This window comes from uncultured Cedecea sp., assembly GCF_947498825.1.
Lineage (GTDB): Bacteria > Pseudomonadota > Gammaproteobacteria > Enterobacterales > Enterobacteriaceae > JGM124.
The window spans coordinates 52,016-77,091 of record NZ_CANMLV010000017.1 but is presented as its reverse complement, the minus strand read 5'-3'; the positions used below and the strand labels follow the sequence as shown (position 1 = coordinate 77,091).

At 44.5% G+C, this 25,076-nt stretch carries 17 protein-coding genes and 1 pseudogene; 13 read left to right on the top strand and 5 right to left on the bottom strand.

Annotated elements, in window-relative coordinates:
• Positions 1-40: 40 nt before the first annotated feature.
• The 4 genes from gluQRS to thpR all read right to left on the bottom strand — a co-directional run bounded on the left by gluQRS (position 41) and on the right by thpR (position 3,015).
• Positions 41-904: a tRNA glutamyl-Q(34) synthetase GluQRS gene (gene gluQRS / locus Q1A40_RS16585; protein WP_300002145.1), complete on the bottom strand. Its 864-nt coding sequence runs from the start codon at positions 902-904 to the stop codon at positions 41-43.
• A 129-nt stretch (positions 905-1,033) separates the two neighbouring features.
• The gene (dksA, locus tag Q1A40_RS16580) at positions 1,034-1,489 is read right to left on the bottom strand and encodes an RNA polymerase-binding protein DksA (protein WP_259051505.1); all 456 of its coding nucleotides are present in this window, start codon (positions 1,487-1,489) and stop codon (positions 1,034-1,036) included.
• Between the two features lie 183 nt (positions 1,490-1,672).
• Entirely contained in the window at positions 1,673-2,380 is a 708-nt protein-coding gene (gene sfsA, locus Q1A40_RS16575) for a DNA/RNA nuclease SfsA (protein WP_300002140.1), read from the bottom strand.
• Between the two features lie 101 nt (positions 2,381-2,481).
• A complete protein-coding gene (thpR, locus tag Q1A40_RS16570) occupies positions 2,482-3,015 on the bottom strand; it encodes an RNA 2',3'-cyclic phosphodiesterase (protein WP_300002137.1) in 534 nt (177 codons plus the stop codon).
• 70 nt (positions 3,016-3,085) lie between these two features.
• Here thpR and hrpB point away from each other — a divergent pair, with 70 nt between their 5' ends.
• The 6 genes and pseudogenes from hrpB to fhuB all read left to right on the top strand — a co-directional run bounded on the left by hrpB (position 3,086) and on the right by fhuB (position 12,338).
• Positions 3,086-5,521, top strand: coding sequence for an ATP-dependent helicase HrpB (hrpB, locus tag Q1A40_RS16565; protein ID WP_300002135.1), 2,436 nt, complete (start codon positions 3,086-3,088; stop codon positions 5,519-5,521).
• A gap of 82 nt (positions 5,522-5,603) precedes the next feature.
• Positions 5,604-8,132: a bifunctional glycosyl transferase/transpeptidase gene (gene mrcB / locus Q1A40_RS16560; protein WP_300002133.1), complete on the top strand. Its 2,529-nt coding sequence runs from the start codon at positions 5,604-5,606 to the stop codon at positions 8,130-8,132.
• Positions 8,133-8,429: 297 nt separating this feature from the next.
• Positions 8,430-8,621: pseudogene (locus tag Q1A40_RS16555) on the top strand (hypothetical protein); the annotation flags it as partial.
• Between the two features lie 44 nt (positions 8,622-8,665).
• Positions 8,666-9,463 carry a Fe3+-hydroxamate ABC transporter ATP-binding protein FhuC gene (gene fhuC / locus Q1A40_RS16550; protein ID WP_300002130.1) on the top strand — a complete coding sequence of 266 codons (798 nt, stop codon included), beginning with the start codon at positions 8,666-8,668 and terminating at the stop codon, positions 9,461-9,463.
• The gene (fhuD, locus tag Q1A40_RS16545; RefSeq protein ID WP_300002127.1) at positions 9,463-10,362 is read left to right on the top strand and encodes a Fe(3+)-hydroxamate ABC transporter substrate-binding protein FhuD; all 900 of its coding nucleotides are present in this window, start codon (positions 9,463-9,465) and stop codon (positions 10,360-10,362) included. Before fhuC ends, fhuD begins: the two co-directional genes overlap by 1 nt.
• Positions 10,359-12,338, top strand: coding sequence for a Fe(3+)-hydroxamate ABC transporter permease FhuB (fhuB, locus tag Q1A40_RS16540; RefSeq protein ID WP_300002124.1), 1,980 nt, complete (start codon positions 10,359-10,361; stop codon positions 12,336-12,338). The genes fhuD and fhuB overlap by 4 nt, the downstream gene beginning before the upstream one ends.
• A gap of 43 nt (positions 12,339-12,381) precedes the next feature.
• Here fhuB and hemL read toward each other — a convergent pair whose 3' ends face one another.
• A complete protein-coding gene (hemL, locus tag Q1A40_RS16535; RefSeq protein ID WP_300002121.1) occupies positions 12,382-13,662 on the bottom strand; it encodes a glutamate-1-semialdehyde 2,1-aminomutase in 1,281 nt (426 codons plus the stop codon).
• A gap of 162 nt (positions 13,663-13,824) precedes the next feature.
• Between hemL and clcA the strand changes: the two genes are divergently transcribed.
• The 7 genes from clcA to Q1A40_RS16500 all read left to right on the top strand — a co-directional run bounded on the left by clcA (position 13,825) and on the right by Q1A40_RS16500 (position 25,058).
• A complete protein-coding gene (gene clcA / locus Q1A40_RS16530; RefSeq protein WP_300002119.1) occupies positions 13,825-15,261 on the top strand; it encodes a H(+)/Cl(-) exchange transporter ClcA in 1,437 nt (478 codons plus the stop codon).
• 81 nt (positions 15,262-15,342) lie between these two features.
• The gene (gene erpA / locus Q1A40_RS16525) at positions 15,343-15,687 is read left to right on the top strand and encodes an iron-sulfur cluster insertion protein ErpA (protein WP_300002117.1); all 345 of its coding nucleotides are present in this window, start codon (positions 15,343-15,345) and stop codon (positions 15,685-15,687) included.
• Positions 15,688-18,538: 2,851 nt separating this feature from the next.
• On the top strand, positions 18,539-19,135 hold the full coding sequence (locus tag Q1A40_RS16520; RefSeq protein ID WP_300002114.1) for a fimbrial protein: 597 nt from the start codon (positions 18,539-18,541) through the stop codon (positions 19,133-19,135).
• A 79-nt stretch (positions 19,136-19,214) separates the two neighbouring features.
• Positions 19,215-19,922: a molecular chaperone gene (locus Q1A40_RS16515; RefSeq protein ID WP_300002112.1), complete on the top strand. Its 708-nt coding sequence runs from the start codon at positions 19,215-19,217 to the stop codon at positions 19,920-19,922.
• Positions 19,919-22,369, top strand: coding sequence for a fimbria/pilus outer membrane usher protein (locus Q1A40_RS16510; protein WP_300002109.1), 2,451 nt, complete (start codon positions 19,919-19,921; stop codon positions 22,367-22,369). The genes Q1A40_RS16515 and Q1A40_RS16510 overlap by 4 nt, the downstream gene beginning before the upstream one ends.
• 15 nt (positions 22,370-22,384) lie before the next feature.
• The gene (locus Q1A40_RS16505; protein WP_300002106.1) at positions 22,385-23,314 is read left to right on the top strand and encodes a fimbrial protein; all 930 of its coding nucleotides are present in this window, start codon (positions 22,385-22,387) and stop codon (positions 23,312-23,314) included.
• Between the two features lies 1 nt (position 23,315).
• A complete protein-coding gene (locus Q1A40_RS16500; RefSeq protein WP_300002103.1) occupies positions 23,316-25,058 on the top strand; it encodes a ShlB/FhaC/HecB family hemolysin secretion/activation protein in 1,743 nt (580 codons plus the stop codon).
• Positions 25,059-25,076: the final 18 nt, after the last annotated feature.

Genomic DNA, 25,076 nt, shown 5'->3' with positions numbered 1-25,076 from the left:
AACAGCGGCTAATAATAGCCTGGTGCAGAGCATTTGAGAATCATGTATTCACTGGTACCCGTAATAGAGACCAGTTATCGACAGCATTAACCAGCAATTTTTCCAGGGATAAATCCGCCCAGTTATTTTCAACAGGTTGATTTAAAAAGCGTAATGCTTGAACAATCACAGGGCGAGGGTCATCTGATGGTAACGCCGGGGCATGATTTTGCTTCGACAGTTTTTCTCCCTGTAAATTCAGCACCAGCGGCAAATGAATATAAGAGGGCGTTTGCCAGCCAAATTGCTGGTATAACGAAATTTGCCGTACAGTGGGCTCGATTAAATCAGCACCACGGACAATTTCAGTGACTCCCTGATGGTTATCGTCCACCACCACGGCGAGATTATAAGCAAATAAACCATCGCGGCGGTGAATGATAAAGTCTTCTCGAGCCAGTGCGCTATCGGCATACAGTGTACCGGATAACTGGTCAGTGAACTGCATCACCGGATGCTGCTGGATAAAGCGTAGCGCAGCATTCTCGGGGCCATTGTTACGTTTGCGACAAAAGCCATCGTAGATGCCCCCCATCTGATGGACTCGACTGCGAGTACAGGTACAGAAATAGCTCAAGCCGGCTACACGCAGGGTATCCAGGGCTGCCCGATAGGCTTCGTGACGCTGTGACTGCCATAACACGCTGCCATCCCAGTATAAACCGTAGTGTTCCAGCTGCTGCAAAATCGTCGTGGCGGCACCGGGTATTTCACGCGGGGGATCGATATCTTCGATACGCACCAGCCAGCGTCCCTGTCGGGAGCGCGCCTGGAGATAACTGCCAAGAGCAGTCACCAGTGAACCAAAATGCAGTGCGCCAGAAGGTGAGGGAGCGAAGCGACCGATATAATCTTGAGTGGGCATGTTCAAAGTAATGTTGTGGCAGGATGACAAAAACATCTCTGGAATTTCGGCTAACCAGCGTTTCTCTGGTCATCTGTTGATATTGAAGAATAAGGATGGCGGACCCATCCTTACTCTTAAGACGGGCTATTAGCCTGTCATCTGCTTTTCACGGATTTCTGCCAGTGTTTTACAGTCAATACATAAATCAGCTGTCGGACGTGCTTCAAGACGGCGAATACCGATTTCAACACCACAAGATTCGCAGTAACCGAAATCTTCGTCTTCTGCTTTTTTCAGCGTCTTTTCAATCTTCTTGATCAATTTACGTTCGCGATCGCGGTTACGTAATTCGAGACTGAACTCTTCTTCCTGGGCTGCACGATCTACCGGGTCCGGGAAGTTAGCAGCTTCATCCTGCATATGCGAAACAGTACGGTTAACCTCGTCCATGAGCTGAGAACGCCATGCTTCAAGAATACGTTTGAAGTGCGACAGCTGAGCTTCGTTCATATACTCTTCACCCGGCTTCTCTTGGTATGGCTCCACCCCAGCGATGGCGAGAATACTCAGGGACGACGTCTTACGCTTTTGCCCTTCTTGCATGTTTTTTCTCCTTGACACGCACTTATCGATCCCCTGTCGGGGTAAAATCAGGCCGCTATAAATAGCAGAACCGCTTCACGATGGCAATTATATAACCCCATCTATTGACAATCATGTGAAGAAACGCGTATCTGCGAAAACAACGATAAATAAAGTGTCACGCTATCTACTCATTATAAAACATTACGTTAAATAGACAGGTAACGGCGTAGTTAGAGTGATATGTGTGGCAAAAAGTTCTGCTTTTAGCGCAATAATTTCAACGCCACACTGCTGTGCTTCTGTTAACAACTGCGCGTACTTTGCGTCAATATGACGCGCCGGTGAAACGCTGGTAATAGCGGAATGCAATACGGCAAACAACATCACCGCACGCTCTCCCTGTTTAACGACATTAATTAACTCTCTTAGATGTTTTTGTCCACGTAAACTCACCGCATCAGGAAAAAAACCTTTACCTTGTTCAAATAAGGTAACTGATTTCACTTCGATATAGCAGTTTACCAGGCCATCTGCACTCAGCATGAAATCGATACGGCTGCCTTCGCTACCGTAGGTTACTTCGCTTTGGCAGCGGCTGTAACCTGCTAAAAATGCAGGGGGATCGCTAAGCAGCCGTTCCTTGACCAGCTGATTGGCACGTAGCGTATTTACGCAAATCATTTCCTGATGCTGGGTTTGGGTTAGCTCCCAGCTATTGGGATACTTACGTTTCAGATTATCTGAGGTTGAATACCAGACCGTATCGCCGGGTGTAGCACAACCGGTCATGGCACCCGTATTGGGACAATGCAGTGTGATAACTTCACCTTCCTGGGTGACGACATCGGCCAGAAACCGCTTATAGCGCTTAATCAGCGTTGCCGATTGTAGGGGGGGCGTAAATTCCATCTTCGGTTCCAGATTGCTGACAACACGTTCCAGAAGGTTGGTTGACGTGTTGTAATAAATAATCGGAAATCAGCCTGACCGATTTCCCTGAAGGCGTCAGTTTACTGCTCTGATAACGGCCATTTTTCCAGTACCTGGTATTGTGTCCGCCCCCGTTTGAAGTTTGAGGAGTAGAGTGCAAACTCGGTGGGACGAAATGACCAGCTAAAGCCCGGCGGTGGCAGGGCGACGGCTTGCGTGGCCTGACGATACAGCGTGATATGAGGATGAAATGGCATTGCGGGCTGATGACAACCACTGCGCGCCGCCTGAGCGCGCAGCATGTCAGCCAGTTGTAACAACCCTCTCGGGGCTTGCCGCGGCCCGACCCAAATAACGCCGGAACGAAGCCATTGCCCGGCATTATTAAGACATACATTAAATGCCGGTTGTCGAATACGCCCGGCTAACTGAGACAGCGCGCGTTGCTTTTCGGCTGAGATATCACCCAAAAAAGCGAGTGTCAGATGCAAATTAGCCTGAACCACCGGCTTGCCTGCCGAGTAGGGAAAATGGCTTGCCCGCCAGGAGATAAGCCCGGACTGTATCTCGTCGGGAAGCGCGAGTGCAAAAAACAGACGGCGAGTTTCGGTCATGGGTATCTCTCGGTTATGGGGGACTGATGCTACAATACCGGCCCTGTGATGTTAACCCCTGGAGCTGTTTGTGTCGTCATTACCGGTTGCGACCGTTTTGCCTGAGCTGCTTGCTGCACTCGCTTCTGCCCCGCAAGTATTATTAATTGCGCCTACAGGTGCGGGAAAGTCCACCTGGCTGCCACTGCAAATTCTTGCTCAAAGCACCGGAAACGGTCGTATATTATTGCTGGAACCACGCCGTCTGGCGGCGCGTAATGTTGCACAGCGTATGGCAGAACTACTGGGTGAGAAGCCTGGACAAACCGTCGGCTATCGGATGAGGGCAGATAGCTGTGTCAGCGCCAAGACACGGCTCGAAGTGGTGACTGAAGGGATACTTACCCGTCAGATCCAGCAAGATCCGGAGCTGAATGGTGTCGATTTGGTTATCCTCGACGAGTTCCATGAACGTAGTTTACAGGCCGATCTGGCTCTGGCTCTGCTCCTTGATGTACAGGAAGGGCTACGAGATGATTTAAGAATACTCATAATGTCCGCGACCCTGGATGATACACGCTTGCAGCAACGTCTTCCGGCCGCCCCCGTGGTCACTTCACAAGGGCGTACTTTTCCGGTTGAGCGGCGCTATAGCTCGCTATCAACACATCAGCGTTTTCATGAGGCGGTTGCCAGTGAAGTTGCCGGTTTACTACGGCATGAACCAGGCTCTTTACTGTTATTTCTACCCGGTGTCAGCGAAATTAAACGCGTACTTGAACTGTTAACCGAACGTGTTGCTGAAGACGTTCTGTTATGTCCTCTTTATGGCGCACTCTCCTTGAATGAGCAACGTCAGGCGATTCTTCCTGCGCCTGCGGGGCAACGTAAAGTGGTGCTGGCAACCAATATTGCAGAAACCAGCCTGACTATTGAAGGTATCCGTCTGGTGATTGACAGCGCTCTGGAACGTGCGGTGCGTTTTGATCCAATGACCGGGCTGACGCGACTGGTGACCCAGCGTATTAGCCAGGCTTCAATGGGCCAGCGCGCAGGGCGTGCCGGACGTCTGGAACCGGGAATTTGCCTGCATCTCATCAGTGCTGAACAAGCCGAGAGAGCCAGCGCACAAAGCAGCCCGGAAATTCTCAACAGTGATTTATCCAGCCTGCAACTGGATATTCTGCAGTGGGGATGCAATGACATCACCCAGCTTACCTGGCTGGATATGCCCCCGGCAGTAAACCTTGCCCAGGCCCAGAAAATATTGCGGCGGATAGGCGCTATCGATGACAAACTGTCTCTGACGACTTCCGGTCAGAAGATGGCTCAGATTGGTTGCGATCCCCGTTCAGCCAGTATGCTGGTGGCTGCGAAAACCGCAGATGAACAAGCCAGTGCTGCTTTACTTGTGGCACTGCTTGAAGATCCTCCGCGTTTTACCTCCGCAGGGGATTTACGCGTAGCTTTTGATAACGCGTCAAGTACCGTGCGTCAGCGAGCCGGTCAGCTACTTCAGCGGCTGAATAGCCGCGGAGGTAAAGCAGATCTCGCGCTGATTATGCCTCTGCTGGCCCAGGCCTTTCCCGACAGGATTGCCCGGCGTCGGGGAAGTGGAGGACGCTATCAGTTAGCGAATGGTATGGGCGCTATGCTTGATGATGATGATGCCCTGACTCGTTATGAATGGCTTATTACCCCTTTATTGCTGCAAGGTAATGCCTCACCGGATGCCCGTATTTTACTTGCCTTGCCGATTGAACTGGCAGCGTTAACGGCGAAGTGTCCTGGGCTTATCGAAACCGATAATTCCGTTGAGTGGAACGACGAGCATGGCGTATTAAAAGCATTGCGTCGGCGTAAAATTGATAAACTGGTTATCAGCGTTCAGCCGCAGGAGAAACCTTCGGAAGCAGAGATGCAGCAGGCCATTCTGAATGGTATCCGCACAAATGGACTGAACTGCCTGACTTGGTCATCGGCTGCTGAGCAATTACGTTTACGCCTGAGCTGTGCTGCACGCTGGCTGCCTGAATGGGAATGGCCGACGGTAGATGATGCGGCGTTACTGGAAAATCTTGAGCACTGGCTGTTGCCGGAAATGAACGGTATCTATTCTCTTAAGGATTTGAAAAAAATAGATTTAAGTAAAGCACTCACCCATTTGCTCGACTGGTCTCTGCGTCAACGGCTGGATAGTGCGTTACCAACTCACTACACTGTACCTACCGGTAGCCAGATTGTTATTCGTTATAGTGATGATAATCCACCGATACTGGCGGTACGTATGCAGGAAATGTTTGGCGAGTCCCGGACACCTTGTATTGCAGAAGGACGTATTCCCTTGCTGCTTGAGCTATTATCTCCGGCGCAGCGTCCGCTCCAGGTTACGCAAGATCTCACTGCTTTCTGGCAGGGGTCGTATCGCGAAGTTCAAAAAGAGATGAAAGGGCGTTACCCCAAACATGTTTGGCCTGACGACCCGGCATCGGCATTACCTACGCGACGAACGAAAAAGTACCAGTAAATTTTGAGAAATTTCTTCTTCCGCTCAGGGCGGAAGAGTGGAAAATCAGGCCGTTTCGCCTGAAATTTTGTGGAGATAAAAAATGGCGGGGAATGACCGCGAGCCAATTGGTCGCAAAGGAAAATCTACGCATTTTGCGAAAACGAAGGGCAAAAACTCACGGCTCTCGGACGATGATTACAAAGATGATGATTATAATGATGACTATGAAGACGAAGAACCTATGCCACCGGTAAAGAAAAAAAGAGGCAAGGGCGGGCGCTCACCTAAAAAGCATCGTCTGCTGAAGTTTCTGTTAAAGCTATTTGTCCTGTTTTTAGTGGGCATGGCTATTTACGGCATTTATCTCGATCAGAAAATTCGTAGCCGTATTGACGGAGAAGTCTGGCAGTTACCTGCGGCAGTCTATGGTCGTATGGTCAACCTTGAGCCTGATATGCCTTACAGCAAAGCAGAAATGGTTAAGCTTCTGGAAGCGACACAGTATCGCCAGGTGACGCGTATGACGCGTCCGGGGGAGTTTACTGTACAGGCTAATTCTATTGAAATGATCCGCCGTCCGTTCGATTTCCCGGACGGAAAAGAGGGGCAAATTCGTGCCAGATTAAAATTTGAAGACGGGCACCTGGAATCTATCCAGAATATGGATAACAACCGCAACTTCGGTCTGTTCCGGTTGGACCCTCGCCTGATAACCATGCTCTCTTCAACCAATGGTGAGCAGCGGCTGTTTGTCCCGCGCGCAAACTTCCCGGACTTACTGGTCGACACTCTGATAGCGACAGAAGATCGTCATTTCTATCAACATGACGGTATCAGTCTGTATTCCATTGGGCGTGCTGTAGTGGCGAACCTCACTGCCGGACGCGCAGTGCAGGGCGGCAGTACCCTGACACAGCAACTGGTAAAAAACCTGTTTTTAACCAACCAGAGAACGCTGTGGCGTAAAGCAAACGAAGCCTATATGGCCATCATTATGGATGCCCGTTATAGCAAGGACCGAATTCTTGAGCTGTATCTGAATGAAGTCTATCTGGGGCAAAGTGGTGATGAGCAGATCCGCGGTTTCCCTCTGGCCAGTTTGTACTATTTTGGTCGCCCGGTTGATGAACTGAGTCTGGATCAACAAGCGCTGCTGGTTGGAATGGTGAAAGGGGCTTCACTTTATAACCCATGGCGTAATCCGAAACTGGCTCTGGAGCGCCGTAATATTGTGTTACGCCTGCTGCAAGAACAGAAGATTATCGATCAGGAACTTTATCAGATGCTGAGTGCGCGCCCGCTAGGCGTTCAGCCTAGAGGCGGTGTTATTTCGCCTCAGCCTGCCTTTATGCAGATGGTGCGCCAGGAGCTGCAGGCGAAACTCGGCGATCAGGTGAAGGACTTGTCCGGGGTGAAAATTTTTACCACCTTCGATTCGGTTTCACAGGATGCAGCAGAAAAAGCGGTGACAGAGGGGATCCCGGCCCTACGTGAATCGCGTAAGCTTAACGATCTCGAAGCGGCAATGGTGATTGTTGACCGTGTCAGCGGCGAAGTTCGCGCTTTAGTCGGTGGCTCCGAGCCGCAGTATGCGGGCTTTAACCGTGCGCTTCAGGCACGTCGCTCTATTGGTTCTTTGGCGAAGCCTGCAACCTACCTGACTGCGTTAGGTCAGCCTGACCGATATCGTTTGAATACCTGGATTTCCGATGCGCCACTGTCGATCCCCATGTCAAATGGGCAGACTTGGTCCCCACAGAACGATAACCGACAGTTCACCGGTCAGGTTATGCTGGTAGACGCCTTAACGCGTTCAATGAACGTGCCTACCGTTAATCTGGGAATGGCGCTTGGCTTGCCTGCAGTGACTGAGACTTGGACTAAACTGGGAGTACCAAAAGATCAGCTTCATCCGGTTCCTGCGATGCTATTAGGAGCCTTGAACTTGACGCCGATCGAAGTCGCTCAGGCGTTCCAGACTATCGGCAGCGGCGGTAATCGCGCCACCTTGTCGGCATTACGCTCGGTGATTGCTGAAGACGGAAAAGTGTTATACCAGAGCTTCCCGCAAGCTGAACAGGCCGTTGCGCCGCAAGCGGCCTATTTGACGCTGTATACCATGCAGCAGGTCATTGCCAAAGGAACAGGCCGTGCGTTGGGGGGGAAATACCCTAATCTGCATCTGGCAGGTAAGACCGGTACCACCAACAATAATGTCGATACTTGGTTTGCCGGCATTGATGGTAAAGAGGTCGCAATTACCTGGGTCGGTCGTGATAACAACCAACCGACTAAGCTGTATGGTGCCAGCGGAGCAATGTCACTGTACCAGCGCTACCTGGCTAACCAGACGCCGATCCCACTGAACTTAACCGTTCCTGAGAATATCGTGGATCTGGGCGTTGACAGCATAGGTAACTTCCAGTGCAGTACCGTAGGCTATCGCGTGTTACCAGTCTGGACAAAAAATCCGGAAGGTTTATGCCAGCAAAGTCAGCAAGTTGACAACAATCCATTCAGTCAGGGTCAGTCGCAACCACAGCAGGCAGCCCCTACTCAGGCACCGGCAGAACAACCTGAATCTGATGGTGTTGCAGGCTGGATTAAAGATATGTTTGGTAACAATTAACGGTTAAAAATATAGCATTCAGGGCGAGTCTGCGTATCGACTCGCCCTTTTTAATGATTCTATTACCATTATTTATCCTAAACCCTACAGTTACATAACCCTGGAAAAACAGGGGTATAGCTTGGCGTAACTGGTTCGGCTAAGCGCTTGCTATAAACGTTTTGTATCGTCTATTATCTTCTCCTCGCAAGAATGATTCTCTTTTGCATTATCATTTACCTCTTCATTAGGAACACTGCCATGGCTCGTTTTACCCCTGATTCACTTGGCCACCTTTCCTTGCGAAAGATAGCCATAGTCGGCAGTGCCGCGGTGATGAATGAAGTGGTGAAATATGACTCAGGCCGTTTTGGTCTCAATGATATCAGTATTGCATTAAATATTAATAAGTTACTGAACCGTGAATACGTTGCCAGCTGCTTTCAGGCCTACGGCTGTTCCTGGGGGGCTGAACGTCAGGCCGTCGCTACCGCAACTTTTCGTTTCTGAATACTTTTCGGGCAGGTTTCCTGCCCTTTCATCGGATGGTTACTATGCAGGACATAAAGGCTCACCCTGAGACAACATTCAGCCTGACTGATGTGACTTTTCGGGTGCCGGGTCGTACCTTACTGGCTCCGCTGTCGATGACTTTCCCGGCGGGGAAAGTCACTGGCCTGATTGGTCATAATGGTTCCGGAAAGTCGACACTGTTAAAAATGCTCGGACGTCATCAGAAAGCGTCAGAAGGGAACATTCAGCTCAATGCCCAGGCTCTTGATAGCTGGAACAGTAAAGAATTTGCCCGCCAGGTGGCGTATTTGCCGCAACAGTTACCTGCAGCCGAGGGGATGACGGTGCGCGAACTGGTCGCTATTGGCCGTTATCCTTGGCACGGTGCTCTGGGACGCTTTGGGGCAGATGACCGCGAGCGGGTGGAAGAGGCGATTCACTTGGTCGGATTAAGCCCTTTTGCAAACCGTCTGGTGGACAGTTTGTCTGGGGGAGAGCGTCAGCGGGCCTGGATAGCCATGCTGGTAGCACAAAATAGCCGTTGCCTGTTACTTGATGAACCGACTTCGGCACTGGATATAGCCCACCAGGTTGATGTGTTGGCCTTGATTCACCGTCTGAGCCAGCAGCGCGGTCTGACAGTGATTGCCGTGTTGCACGATATCAATATGGCAGCCCGCTATTGCGATAATCTGGTCGCTCTGCGCGGTGGAGAAATGATCGCTTCAGGAACGCCCGCCGAGATAATGCAAAGCGATACGCTGGCAAAAATCTATGGCATCCCTATGGGTATTCTGCCCCATCCGGCAGGTGCCGCACCGGTGAGTTTTGTTTACTAATGCATAATCCATCCGATCTCTTTTTAACCCGCCGGCGCTTGCTGGCGGCGTTAGCTTTATCACCTGTTTTGTTTAATTTACCCCCCGCTCTGGCCGCTCTGCCAGACAGTCGCCGTATTATCGCCCTGGAGTGGTTACCCATAGAGCTGCTTATGGCGCTGGGTATCACGCCGATGGCCGTGGCTGACAGACCGAATTATCAGATTTGGGTTAACGAGCCCAAATTACCGGATTCCGTGATTGATATCGGGCTACGCACCGAACCCAATCTGGAGTTTATGGCACAGCTAAAACCCTCCCTGATTGTCTATTCTGCCGGTTATGGTCCGTCAGAAGAGAAAATTAAGCGTATCGCCCCCGGTATGGGATTTCCCTTCAATGATGCTTCGGGTAAACCCTTGGATGTTGCTCGCCGCTCGCTTACTGAGTTGGGGGATGCACTGGGAATGCAACACGAAGCCCGACGGCATCTTAGTGAGTTTGATGCTTATATTGAGAGCATGAAACCGCGCTTTGCTAACCGCGGCAGCCGTCCGCTGCTGCTGATGTCTTTCCTTGATAATCGCCATGTGCTGGTGGTGGGAAAACACAGTCTGTTTCAGCAGATAATGGACTTGCTCGGACTGGAAAACGCATGGCTGGGTGAAACCAATTTTTGGGGAACAGCGATTGTCGGTATTGAGCGACTGGCAGAGATCAAAGGGGCTGATGTACTGTGTCTTGAACACAATGATAATGCCACTATTGAACAAGCTACCTCGACACCGTTATGGCGTGCGATGCCTTTTATCCGTGAGGGGCGTTTCCAGCGTGTTCCCGCAGTCTGGCTTTATGGCGCGACATTGTCGTCAATGCATTTTACCCGAGTACTGGATAATGCACTCGGAGGCAAAGCATGATGCGACATCGCTCTTTGCTGCCCGTTAGCTTATTGCTGGTGCTGTTTATCGCGGCTTTCGGGTTAACGCTCCACAATATGCAGGCTTTGCTACCCTCAGACCAGTGGATGAATGCGTTCAGTTTGCCTGACCCGGATGCCATTAATCAGATGCTGTTTCACTACAGCTTACTGCCCAGGGTGATGATTGCGTTGCTGGTCGGGGCGGGACTTGGCTTGGTTGGCGTATTATTCCAGCAAGTTTTACGTAATCCACTGGCTGAACCCACAACCTTGGGAGTGGCCAGTGGGGCGCAACTGGGTATCACCGTTGCCACTCTCTGGGCTCTGCCGGTGGCCGTTCAGCCTTATGTGGCCTTAATCGGTGCCGCAGTGGTGGGATTAGTGGTCTTCGGGGTTGCCTGGGGACGGCGTTTGTCACCGGTTACACTGATCCTTGCCGGACTGGTACTCAGCCTGTATTGCGGTGCCGTGAATCAACTGCTGGCCATTTTTAACTATGACCAGCTACAGAATATGTTTCTGTGGAGTACTGGCTCGCTTAATCAGCAAGACTGGAGCAGTGTTCAGACGCTATGGCCGCGTCTGTCAGGTGGGCTGGTATTAACCCTGCTGCTATTGCGTCCACTGACCTTAATGGGACTGGATGATGGCGTCGCCCGCAATTTAGGATTAGCGCTTTCGGTGACGCGACTGGCTATTCTGAGTCTGGCTATTATTCTCAGTGCCCAGCTGGTCAGTGCGGTGGGGATAGTCGGTTTTATCGGGCTGTTTGCTCCATTGCTGGCAAAAATGCTCGGTGCCCGTCGTTTGTTACCACGGCTATTCCTTGCACCACTGATTGGCGCGCTGATCCTATGGCTTTCCGACCAGCTTGTTATCTGGCTGGCGAGCTTCTGGCGTGAAATCTCCACCGGAACCATCACCGCCTTAATTGGCGCGCCTATTTTATTATGGCTGTTGCCACGCCTGCGTACCTACAGTATGCCTTCCATGAGTATCGGCGATAACGTTCCGGCCGAACGTCAGGCTCGTTATCTGTGGATCTCAGTCGGGTTACTGCTGTTGGTTATCACCGGGGTCATTGCTTTATCGCTGGGACGCAACGAACAGGGCTTAAGCTGGTTAAGTGGTGCACTGTTTGATGAGGTTCTTCCCTGGCGCTGGCCACGGGTGCTGGCTGCGATGACTGCCGGGGTGATGCTGGCGGTAGCCGGGTGTCTGATTCAGCGTCTGACAGGGAATGCGATGGCGAGTCCAGAGGTATTGGGGATAAGCTCCGGTGCTGCCTTTGGCGTGGTGCTGATGCTGTTCTTCGTCCCGGGGGATGCGTTTGGCTGGATGTTACCTGCTGGCAGTCTTGGGGCGGCAGTCACTTTGCTTATCATCATCATTTCAGCGGGACGGGGCGGATTTTCGCCACCGCGCATGTTGCTGGCCGGGGTGGCATTAAGTACTGCATTTATGATGTTACTGATGCTGATGATGGCCAGCGGCGATCCGCGTATGTCTTCCATACTCACCTGGATTTCAGGTTCGACCTATAATGTGACGGGCATCCAGGCGCTGCAAAGTTTCGGCATTATGGTGGTATTACTGGCGATTATGCCATTTTGTCGGCGCTGGCTGGTCATTTTGCCACTTGGACGGGCGACGGCACGCGCGGTAGGGATGGCTGTGACCCCTGCACAATTACTGGTGCTATTGCTTGCAGCAACCTTGACGGCCTCTGCCACCCTGATTATTGGGCCTCTGAGTTTTGTCGGTCTGATGGCACCGCATATCACCAGTATGCTGGGATTCCGTCGGGCAATGCCGCAGATGATTATCTCCGGTATACTGGGCGGGATACTGATGATCCTCGCTGACTGGTTTGGCCGTATGATTCTGTTCCCTAACCAGGTTCCGGCTGGACTGTTGGCAACCTTTATCGGTGCACCTTACTTTATCTACTTACTGAGAAAGCAGAGCCGATAAGTGATATTCGCCCTCTCACGTTTTAGTGGGAGGGCGTGATAACTCAGAGCTCAGCGAAGGCTATACGCGCGGCATCAATGGTTTTTTGGATATCTTCCGGGGAGTGGGCAACGGACATAAAGCCAGCTTCAAAGGCGGAAGGTGCCAGATAAACGCCTTGTTCCAGCATTAAGTGGAAGAAGCGTTTGAAACGTTCCACATCGCAGGCCATCACATCGCTATAGCAGGTGACGCTCGGGGCATCGGTAAAGAACAGACCAAACATCCCGCCAACTTTGTTAATCACCAGAGGAATGCCTTCTTCCTGGGCGGCATGCAGTAACCCTTCCGCCAGCATCTCGGTCAGTTCGGTCAGTGTCTCATAAATTCCAGGCTGGGTGATTTCAGTCAGACAAGCATAACCTGCCGCCATAGCTATCGGGTTGCCGGAAAGGGTTCCTGCCTGATAGACCGGACCTACGGGGGCAAGGGCTTCCATGATTTCACGACGGCCACCAAAGGCACCGACTGGCATACCGCCGCCGATAATTTTACCCAGACAGGTCAGGTCAGGTTCCACGCCGTAATAGTCCTGTGCACCCGCCAAGGCGACACGAAAACCGGTCATCACTTCATCGATAATCAATAAAGCACCGAATTCATCACACAGAGCACGTAGCCCTGGCAGGAAATCATCATTCGGTGGAATACAGTTCATATTACCGGCAACCGGTTCAACGATAATACAGGCTATCTCTTGCGGGTAGCTGGTAAAGGCTTCACGCACCGAGGCCAGATCATTATAGGTACAGGTCAGGGTATGTTTTGCAAAGTCAGCAGGTACACCTGGCGAGTTCGGCTGGCCCAGAGTCAGTGCGCCAGAACCGGCTTTAACCAGCAAACAGTCTGCATGGCCATGATAGCAGCCTTCAAATTTAATAATTTTATCGCGACCGGTAAAACCACGCGCCAGACGAATAGCACTCATGGTCGCTTCAGTACCGGAGTTAACCATACGTACCATATCCATGGTGGGGACCAGTTCAGTGACCAGAGCGGCCATTTTGACTTCCATTTCGGTTGGCGCGCCGAAACTTAATCCCCGGCTGACAGCCTCAATCACCGCATTACGAATAGCCGGGTGGTTATGACCCAGAATCATCGGACCCCAGGAGCCGACATAATCAATATAAGCCTTTCCTTCAACGTCAAAGAGGTAAGCGCCATCTGCGCGTTCAATAAATAGCGGCACACCGCCAACACCAGTAAAGGCGCGTACCGGTGAGTTAACGCCCCCAGGGATGACCTGACGGGCGGCGGTATATAAACTTTCAGACTGACTCATGAATCGGCTCCTGACTCGGAAATAGATATTAACGCATAGTCTATGCGAAACAATGGGCGGGATGAAATGAACCTGCGAGATAAACTACGATATTCACAGGACGTCGGGTTAATCCGCAGGTAATATAGATATATTCCTTGCCATTATACATGACTGAGAGCTATGAATTCAGGAAACACTAGCCCCCAAGAGCAGTCTGACGTATCGAAGCGCAGAAAAAAGATTCTGCGTCGTTTATATGATGCAGATAAAACGCCTCTCGCAACGCTTCTGCTGGCAGCGCTGGTTGGAATACTTGCCGGTCTCGCTGGCGTTGGTTTCGACAAAGCGGTGAACCTGGTACAACAATATCGTCTTGGTATGCTCGCTGAAGTTGCTGATGATGCGTGGGTTGTCTGGCCGATGGCTTTTCTGGCTTCCGCTTTACTGGCGATGGTTGGTTATTTCTTAGTGCGGCGTTTTGCACCCGAAGCCGGTGGTTCTGGTATACCTGAAATCGAAGGCGCTCTGGAAGGGCTCAGGCCAGTACGCTGGTGGCGTGTTATTCCAGTGAAATTCGTCGGTGGTATGGGCACCCTTGGCGCCGGTATGGTCTTGGGCCGCGAAGGTCCGACAGTGCAACTGGGTGGAAGTTTCGGTCAGATGGTTTTTGATATCTTTCGTCTGCGTAATCCAGAAACCCGTCATTCGCTTGTGGCAACCGGAGCAGGTGCCGGACTGGCGGCGGCCTTTAACGCTCCGCTGGCGGGGATCTTTTTTGTCATTGAAGAGCTGCGTAAGCAGTTTCATCATAATTTTATCTCAATCAAAGCGGTATTTATTGGTGTCATTATGTCGACAGTGGTCTATCGATATTTTAACCCCGGTTTAATTTTGATTGATCTCGGTATGGTCGGCGATGTTACGCTGAATACTCTGTGGCTTTATCTGATTATGGGTATGGTTATCGGTGTTATTGGCGTAATATTTAATCGTCTGGTGTTGGCTGTTCAGGATATGTTTCAGCGTATCCATGGCGGTAATACGACCAAATGGGTCTTGATCGGTGGCCTGATTGGCGGTGGCTGTGGGGTGCTGGCTCTGGTGCAGAGTTCGCTGGTCGGCGGTGGGTTCAATATGATCCCTATCGCAACTGCCGGGAATTATAGCTTAAGCATGTTGCTCTACCTGTTCCTGGCGCGCCTTGCTATCAGCCTACTGTGTTTTTCCTCTGGTGCACCCGGCGGTATTTTTGCCCCGATCCTGGCCTTAGGCACCTTGCTTGGAATGTCATTCGGTATGTTCAGTGCATTGTGGTTGCCAGAATATGATTTACCGATGGGAGTTTTTGCTTTGGTGGGAATGGGGGCTCTGCTGTCTGCAACCTTGCGTGCCCCTCTGACCGCGATTGCGTTAGTATTGGAAATGACTGGTAATTATCAGCTTATTTTACCCATGCTGGTTACCAGTGTTGGTGCGACATTATTAGCGAATCTCCTTGGAGGAAAACCGTTATACTCACAGATCCTGGCAAGAACGCTGGCCAAACAAGAAGCTGATAAAGCGAATGCTGTATCCCCTATGTCCGGGGAGCAGACATCCGCAGAGCGGAATACTTGAACGATTTACCAGGGTGTCGGATAATATTAAACAGAGTGCGGGTGATGTTCTGCCCGACTTGTTCATTGTTTGGAGCAAAACATGAGTGATGACGTAGTATTGCCCCTTCAGTTTACTGAAGCAGCGGCAAATAAAGTAAAAAGCCTGATCTCAGACGAAGAGAATCCGAATCTGAAATTGCGCGTCTATATCACCGGTGGGGGATGTAGTGGCTTTCAGTATGGCTTTACCTTTGATGATCAGATCAACGATGGTGATATGACCATTGAAAAACAAGGTGTTGCCTTGGTCGTTGATCCTATGAGCCTGCAATATCTGGTTGGCGGTGCAGTAGACTATAGCGAAGGCCTTGAAGGCTCGCGTTTCGTTGTCACCAACCCAAATGCGACCAGCACCTGCGGATGTGGTTCTTCATTCAGTATCTAATCTGAGTCCAGTCAGGGGAGAGGGGACATACGCGTTTTCTATGAGATTTCTCAGGAAAACGATTAAAAACAGTCGACGGCTGTCCTCTCCCTCCCTCTTTAACTCTGCCCGAGCTTTCCATCAAACCATCGATATATTTTATTGATAAGTAACGTTTTATCTCCTGCTTAAGAATCAATACAGCCCCTTTTTAGCCTTCCCCAATATTTTAGAGATATGTAATATCCGGTAAATTTTTTATTTTTGTATGTAAGAGATATGCAATGGCATTCTGGAATGGCAGACCTTGTGTATGGCCTAAATTGTGGCGTTTACTGTGGGACGGCGATGTGGTGAATTTCTGATACTCAATCATGTAACCTTATGATTTAAAACTGGAAGAAAGACTCTCCGCGATTTGAAATATAACGCACATAGTACTCTGCTCTGGGGGATATGGCGGCCTCTCATTGTCTGGACAATTGTAATCTGTGCCAGAAGTTGAGGTGAGAGGATTACTGCGAGCCAGGCTCAGGGAATGCCAGGAAAACGGGTAGAAATGACCGCCGCTTATCGCAGGAATAGAGGAAGAAAAAGGCCATGTGAATAATATATTATTGCCTTTAGAGCGTTCAGACAGATTTATCAGTGAGGGTAAAAATATCATGTTCAATATATTAATCGAAAAATAAGCGCTTTGTTCTTGTATGAAAAATGTACATCCAATAAAAATGGATCGAGTAGTGATTTTGACTCATTGACCACGAAATAATATAAACAGGTTGAAATTTGATAAGTTGATCTCCTGGTCACTGTGGGAGATGAAAATGAAAGTGATTTTGGTTATGTTCCTCCGGGTGATTTGAAAGATGCCAGTGATTTTGAGAGAGAGGGAGAGATAAGATTAGCACTAAAATCACGTGAAATTATTAAGACAGAAACAGACGCTACGATGAAATTAACTATCATATCCGTATGTCTTTAATTTTGACCTAATTTGTACCCTTGTCATCGAAACAGGGTAAAAGAAAATGAAGTCAATTTTACATATAACTATTTTATCTTGTTGATTTTTAATCAAAAAAAGTAAGGGGTGACGATATTTCACAGAGGGCAGCTTAGAAATATTTTTGTAGTAAAAGTGACTATCTGTTTTCCTAAGAATGATTCAGAGAGACCCGTCCAGAGAAAAAATAAAATAATTAACAATGTTAATAAATAAAGGATTTTGAACGGAGAAAATCTCTGGGTGCCAAAAATATTTTAAATAGCATTTCTGATAATATAATAGACAAACGCCGTAAGAATTGAATGGCTAAATGTTTTTTAGAACAGATATAAAATTAATAAATTCAAATGTTCTTTCTTATTATTGTAATGTTCCATTCCTGCCTGCGTGATATTTATCTTTCTGTGCCCGATAAATAGTATCAGGCACAAATTGCATAATGGTAAATTGATTATTCCTGAGCATGTAAATATAAGGGGAAGTGTCCGAAATTCAGGACAGATAATACGATAACTTGGCAGTCTGTACCTCATTTATCTTGAGTTTGAATATTAGCCTTGATCGGGAATAGAATAAGCAGGCGATTGTAAATAACCGGTTTGGCAGCTGTGTTGACACATACCGGTGGAAGTGTAATCATTTATCCATGCAATAAGTAACACTTTTGCTACAACCAACAGAAGTCACCTGATACTCAGATACACAATGACTAACGGTATCAGGGAACAGCATAAATAGAGACGGGCAGTGACTGGATACCAAGGATGAAGCGCCACGCAGTGGAACTTCGGTATAATCCAGGCTGTCAGCCGATGAACAAAATGTTTTTCATCGGCAGGTAAGGGATGACGGAATTCTATTTAGATGTGCAGGGAAAGCCAAAGCTGTAGATATAAGTATCACTTCACGACTCTCGCAGTAACTGCCATAGAGCGAAGCTGGTTCATATTCCTCAGTACAATAAGCATTTTCACTCTTCTGAACCTCACCAGAGGGCATGGAGTGATAAGTCAGCGCATTTCCTCGAATGAAAGCCAGGATTCTGGCTGAACTGTTATTTCCCTACCATATGACTGCCGATGATATACCTCAAAGAGAAGGAATATCTGAAGCTAGCCAGCAAAACTATTAAAACTGTTAAAATACGGTTGAATAGAGAGCGGGCGCTATGTCAGGAACCGCGATAATGAACCCTGACATCATGCATGGATCTCATTTGCCCGAGTTTGGTTTTCTGACGTCAGTCGAATAGCAAATAAACGTTTTGAAGTATTTGATAAAATGTGTGGACCGGAGCATTGAGTACAAATTTGTCCATGGAGTATGGATAGTACGCATATGCATAGAGCCTGAAGAAGAATAAGAGACGGAATATAAAAATAAAACCACAGTATATTGATGGTTAACAGAGCAATATTTATCTATTCAAGGAGGAATTACCGGAAATAATATCAGTTATTTCGGAACTTAAAAAGAAAGAAACACACATAAACCAGCTAAAATTATTTATCTTAAAACTATAAATATCATAAGGTTAAAGTGGTATTTATTAAAAGAATGCAATAATTAATGTTTTCTAAAATATCAATTCAGCATTCATAAAAATTAACAGACTATTCTTCTTTTGGATGAAATGCTATTTATTAGAGAGGTTTAATTCACTATAGAATACATCAGGTAATTTTAACCAGAGTGGTTGTCAAAAAATATATTTGTAGATATATAAATATAGCGTATTTTGAAATCACAATAAAAAAGAGCATTATTCCTTATTCATTCATTACCAATAATGAATAAGGCATCTTATTGTCATTTCAAATGATTTTAAATTTACTATTAATCCATGATTATCAGAAGGACAAAATGAACAAATTTTCTAAACTGAAGAAAAACATATTGGCATCAATGCTCGTTCTTAGCGGAGGGATGTTATCAAACCTCAGTATGGCAAACGCATATGATGGAAAAATAACCTTTCTCGGAAAAATAAACAGCGCCACCTGCGATATCAGCGGAGGCAACACTAACGGCACGGAAACGACGAACCCCAATTTTTCTGTAAGGTTACCTGTTGTATCTACGACGGCATTTAAAGCCCAGGGAGACAGAGCAGGGGACACCGACTTTTTTATTAAATTAAAAGGTGCTAACTGTGTCGCTGGTGATGGTTATGCCATTAAGTTTGAGAAAATCAGTAGCAGTGATTTTATTGATCCTAAGACCGGATATCTTAAAAACATGAATCCAAATGGTGCTAAAAATATCCAGTTAGTGATTAGTGATGAAAACAAAAATGATTTTGATTTCACTACCAGTAAAGATACATCACCAACTAAAAACCGTGAAACAGCGGATGACGAAACAGTGTTTAATTTTGGTGTGCAATATGTCTCTACGGATGCCAGTGTCACTCCTGGAGAAGTCGAGGGTAATATCTACTATAGCGTAGTTTACCCTTAAAAAATAAGGGCTTCATGTTATACATCGTGAAGTCCTTTCAATAATTAATCATTCCACCTCATATTTTAAACTGAAAAAAATGAAAAAGATAATCGCTGTTTTGTTTTTATTAATACCTTTGTCTGTCTCAGGAGCAATACAAGTTAATACTACAAGAGTTATTTTTGATGAATTAGAAAATGAACAAACAGTTGAAGTCAACAACGTTGGAAAAAAAGCTGCATTAGTACAGGTTTGGCTATCTCAAGATGACTCTAATGAGAGAATTAAAAATACAGGATTTATCATTACGCAACCTATGTTTAAAGTAAAACCCGAAAAGTCTAAGGTTGTTAGAGTTATAGGAACTGATGAAATAAAAAATTTATATCCTGAAGACAGAGAAACTATGCTCTGGATAAATTTTTTAGATATTCCTCCAGAAAATGAAAATGGAGCTAACACTTTGAATATTGCAGTGCATACCAAAATGAAATTTTTCTATATTCCAGAGAGAATTAACATTACAAGATCAGAAGCTGCTGAAAAATTAACCTGGAGAATGGAGAAATCGGGAAAAGATAGTTATTTAATAGCTAGAAATAACAGTCCGATTTATGTGAATTTGGGTAAGTTAGCATTAAAAAATAACATGGCGGTTAAGTTAGATGTGAGTACTGTAGCACCCTTTGGTGAAACCAAATATAAAATTACAGGTGAGATATCTAATGAAAAAAATGTAATAGTTGAATATTCATATATAGATGATCTTGGTGCATACATATCAAAAGAGATGAATCTACCATGAAGCCACGTAAGCATATCATATTTATATTATTTTTTTTGCCCATAACGGGGTTTACTGATGAGTATAAAGGTTTTAAAACCGAGTTTTTGACATATCTGGGACATAACGAAAAAATAGATCTTGATGAAAAAATCAAGCCAGGAAAACATTATGTTTTAGTTTATGTTAATGGTGAAAAAATAAGCACTGAGAATATTGATTTTAAACAACATGAAAATGACCTTTTACCCTGCTTTAGCCAGCATAATTTATCTAAATTTAATCTTAACTACAATAAATTAAATTTGATAAACAAAACGTCATCTGCATGTTTTTTTATTGAAAATATACTTGAGGGTGCATATGCAATAGTGGATTTTGATGACGAGAGGTTGGATGTCAATATTCCACAAATATATTTATCATCTGAGGTAGATGATTATATTTATCCATCTCAATGGAACAGAGGTGTGAATAGCCATGCATTAAAATATGATATGAATATAACCAATATAAGAGATAAAAGATACAGTGACATATACTCCTATCATGGTCATTTCGAACAGCATTTAAACTTATACTCATGGCGTATATATACCAATAATGTTTTATCAGCAAGGAATAATAGTTCAATAAATAACAAATTTTATGATTTATATGCTGAGCGTTCCATTGCCAGTTTGAAGTCCAGTTTGACAATCGGCGAAATAAATACGAATGGCGATTATTTTAACTGGGTAAAATATAAAGGAGTCAAACTGGCTAGCGATAATAGAATGAATGCTACATCGCTGTCTGGTTTTGCACCCTCAATCAGAGGAATAGCGAATTCTCCGTCATTATTGAGTATCGAATATAATGGCAGAGTCATATACGAAAAAAATATTCCTGCTGGTGAGTACCATATTCAAGATCTTCCCAGAACCTATGGCAATGGCGTTCTGAATGTTATTTTAACGGGGGCCGATGGCGTCAGAACTGTACAAGAGATCCCTGTTTCAACGATATCCAGTTTGATCAGGCCCGGAAGCTATGAGTATAGCGTCAATATTGGTTCATTGGATTCTATGTATCCTGGGGACTATTGGCTTACACAGGCTAACGTTAAGTATGGTATTAACAATAATTTAACTATGTATAGTGGTTTACAATCCATTCATCCTTATGATTACGCTCAGACTATGATTGGCGGAACATTTAATACGAGGATTGGAGGTATTTCTTTAGATTATTACCGATCTTTTTCTGATGAAAAGAGACCTGAGCGTTCTTCTTGTTCTCTTTTTTGTAACGATAAGCTCGTATTGAATTACGAAGAGAATCTATCGTTGATCGATACCAGCTTATCCATGTCTGTAACTCGTTATTTAGATAAAAACTATTGGGAGTTGAATGATTTTATTGCTAATAAATATAACTATGAAGCCAATAGAGGGCTTGATAGTTTTCAAAATAAGCAGACTAGCAATTTAGTATTAAGAAAATCACTGCCTGATAACTATGGTAGCATTTCTGGCTCTGGATATTATGCTAAGCCTTGGAAAGGGAATGGGACAGATACTTATGGCTATTCATTAAGTTACGATAATAACTTTAAAAAAATAAATTACAACATATCGCTATTTTCATTTAAAAACAAAAACAATAGCTTAGATAATACATTTTTTATAAGTTCCAGCATTCCATTCGAGACTAAAAACAAAAATTTAAACTTTAATTCGTCATATGTTAATTATTCAGATAGTTATAATACTCGTATGTCATTAGCGGCAAATGATAAATCTTTCGATAAAGTTAACTATAATTTTTGGATGGATAGAGGAACTCAAAATAGTTTTGGGAATGGCGGTTCATTGAGCTATAACAATGGGGCCAATACAAAGCAAGCCGGTTATTCTAAAAATGAAAATAGTGAGATGATTTACGGAAATATAAATGGAGCAATGATATTACATGAAGGGGGAATTACAAAGTCGAGTGAGTTAGGAAAAACATTTGCTATTGTCAAAGCTATTGGTGCCGAGGGCATGAGTATTTCATTAAATAGTAATATAAAGATAAATGCCAATGGTTATGGTGTTGCACCATATTTGTCACCCTATAAAAAGAATTATATTACATTAGACTCGAAGAAAAGCAATAATATGTCTGAGATTGAAGAGAATAGATTGTTAGTTATTCCAGATAACGGTTCATCTCCCTTGGTCGAATTTAAAATAAAAAAAATAGGGAAAAATATTCTAAAAATACACAGTGTCAATTATGAAATCCCCTTTGGTGCTGAGGTTGTGGATGTTAAAAATAATGTTGTAGGTATAACAGATCAAAGCGGCTTTGTTTTATTACCAGAGGAATATGAAGAGTTAGCTGCGATTTGGAGTAAGGACAGCAAAGATTATAAATGTAAGATCATATTTAGAAAGGATTCTGACATTTCAAATTCAATTATCAATGCTGATTGCATTTAATATAACGAGTTGATTATGCGAAATATTTTACTAACACTAATATTAATTTTAATTCCTGTTGTTAGCAATGCTAACTATCGTGAAAATTTTTATGTCAGCGATGTCAATATAAAAGACTATCATGATAAACCTGAGGGGTACGTTTTCTCAGTTAATAGTTATCGGTTGAAAAGTGAAAATTTAAGAATACAAACAATCAATAACGAACAACAAATTAATATTAATGGTAAGTTTTCTGATTCCGTAATGACGGGGAAAGAGAATACTATCATAAGAACACCAATACCTGGTCTGGGATTAAGGATCAGTTGGGTCATGGATAGCCAGTCAAACAACGATATTCTTAGATACTTTCCATTTAACAGAACATGCGTATCGCCATGTCAGTTACAGGATGAAGTCGTTGTTGAGTTCATCAAAATAGGAATAATTAAAACAGGTACCATGAGAAGAGGTACTGAATTAGCAACAGTCAATTTGAGTCAGAATGTCACATATCCTGAGTATATGAGAATAGTTCTTAATGAAGATATTATTCTAAAATCCAAATCTTGTATTTTGTCAGATACCGATAAATATATTGATCTTGGTTCTTTTACTACGGATGAACTGGCAAATATAAGATATTCACCAAAATATATAGATTTTGATCTTACATTACAGTGCGAACAGAATTCTTCCGTTGGTATCTCTTACATTGGAACGACTGAAAATCAAAGATTAAAAAATAGCGGGACATCCGAGGGGGTTTCAATATTGCTAAATGATGAGCGGAATGAACCAATAAAAATCTCATCAACACCAATAGTGAGTAATTATGTCAGTGTGTTAGCCAATGAAAATAAACCTATAAAGTTAAAAACAGCAGTGAACGTAGATGACCGTCGTAATGTTAAATCCGGCACTATAGAAGGTAATCTGTTTATTATGTTAGAGATAAAATAATATGAAAAATAAAATAAAATCATCAGTAATATTGAGTTTATTTTACTTTTACTCAGGTGTGTCATTTTCTGTTGAACCAGATAATATGTCGGCCTCAACTCGTGAACTGGATAGAATTATCAGAGAACAGACACTTGAAAGTGTGAATAAAGAAAAATGGATCAATAATAAAATCATGAACAATAATAAAAATATTGTTGATGAAGATTCATCCTCTGATTCGGTAGCCGAAAGTCAGAGGAAATTTTTCATTAAGGAAATTTTAATTGAAAATGATGACAAATATGCAAGCTCTGAACAAAGGAACTCAATAATAAAGTCGTTCGAAAATAAAGATCTGGGAAAAGTTGAAATTTTAGAGTTAGTTAAAAAGCTTACTGACTTTTACATAGGCAAAGGATATTCGACTACGTTATTAACCATTAAGGAGGGGAACTTAAACTCACAGACAATTACATTAAAAGTTCTTTGGGGGAAAATTAATAATGTTCTTGTGGAGGATAAAAAACCTACATTATCACAAAAAACGAGGATCTACAGTGCATTACCATCCTATAAAAATGAAATTCTGAATGTTTCAGATATTGATCAGGCATTAGATAACCTACTGAGAATATCTTATCGTACCAAAATAAAAGTTATTCCTGATGAAAGTGAGGGGTATTCTAATTTGAACTTCTCAGATATGGGATATGATTTTTTTAATTTAGGTTTGAAACTTAACAATTCGGGACGAAAAGAGTCAGGATGGAATCAATATAGTGGGACCATGACGTTCAATAATCTTAGTGGCTTTAATGATATTTTGAGCTTCTATTATGGCTATAATTATTTAAAACAAAAATCTGATTCACAAAATTCATGGTCTTTATCATACTCTATTCCTGTAGGCTATTGGTCATTTGATACATCTTATTATCGATCTGAATATGAAAAAGTTATCGGTGGTAATTTTGGCGGATACAACAGCGATGGGAATTCTGAGCGCTATTCTAATAGAATAAATCGTGTTTTATTCAGAAATAATAACCATAAATTATCCGCCTATACATCGATAGATGTCAAAAATAATTTAAACAGAATTAAAGATATTGTCATTGATGTCAGCAGTAAAAATTATAGTAATGTTACTTTTGGTATCACTGACGTAACCACCATTTGGAATGGTACAACTTATTGGGATCTTTCTTTCACTAAGGGGACACCTTGGTTTGGTAGTGCCTGGGTTAATGATCCGGATTTAAAAGGGTTTGATATAGATTTTAATAAAATAAACGGATTGCTCAGTTGGTCTAAAAAAATACATCAGTTTGATCTCGTTAGTGTTAATTATGATCTGACAACATCTTTTCAATTTTCTAAAGATATTTTAGTAAGTGCACAAAATATTTCCATTGGGGATGAATACTCGGTTAGAGGCTTTAAAGAAGATTCAGTTTCAGGTAATAAAGGTGGTTATATCTCAAATACAGTGAAGTTTCCAGTTTATATAAATAAATTTAGCGGAATGAGCATGCTTCCTTTTGTTGGATATGATGTAGGTTATGTCAAAAATAATTGTAGAAACTATGTGATTAATTGTTCAGGAGAATTTATTTCAGGAGGTTCTGTAGGATTAAGACTGAACCAACAATATGTATCATCCTCATTATCGGCAGGATGGCCAATGACAAAACCTAAAAGTCTACGGAATAGAGATATTGATAATCTCACAATTTATTATCGTCTAGGTTTGAATTTTTAATAGTTAATTAAATATAAG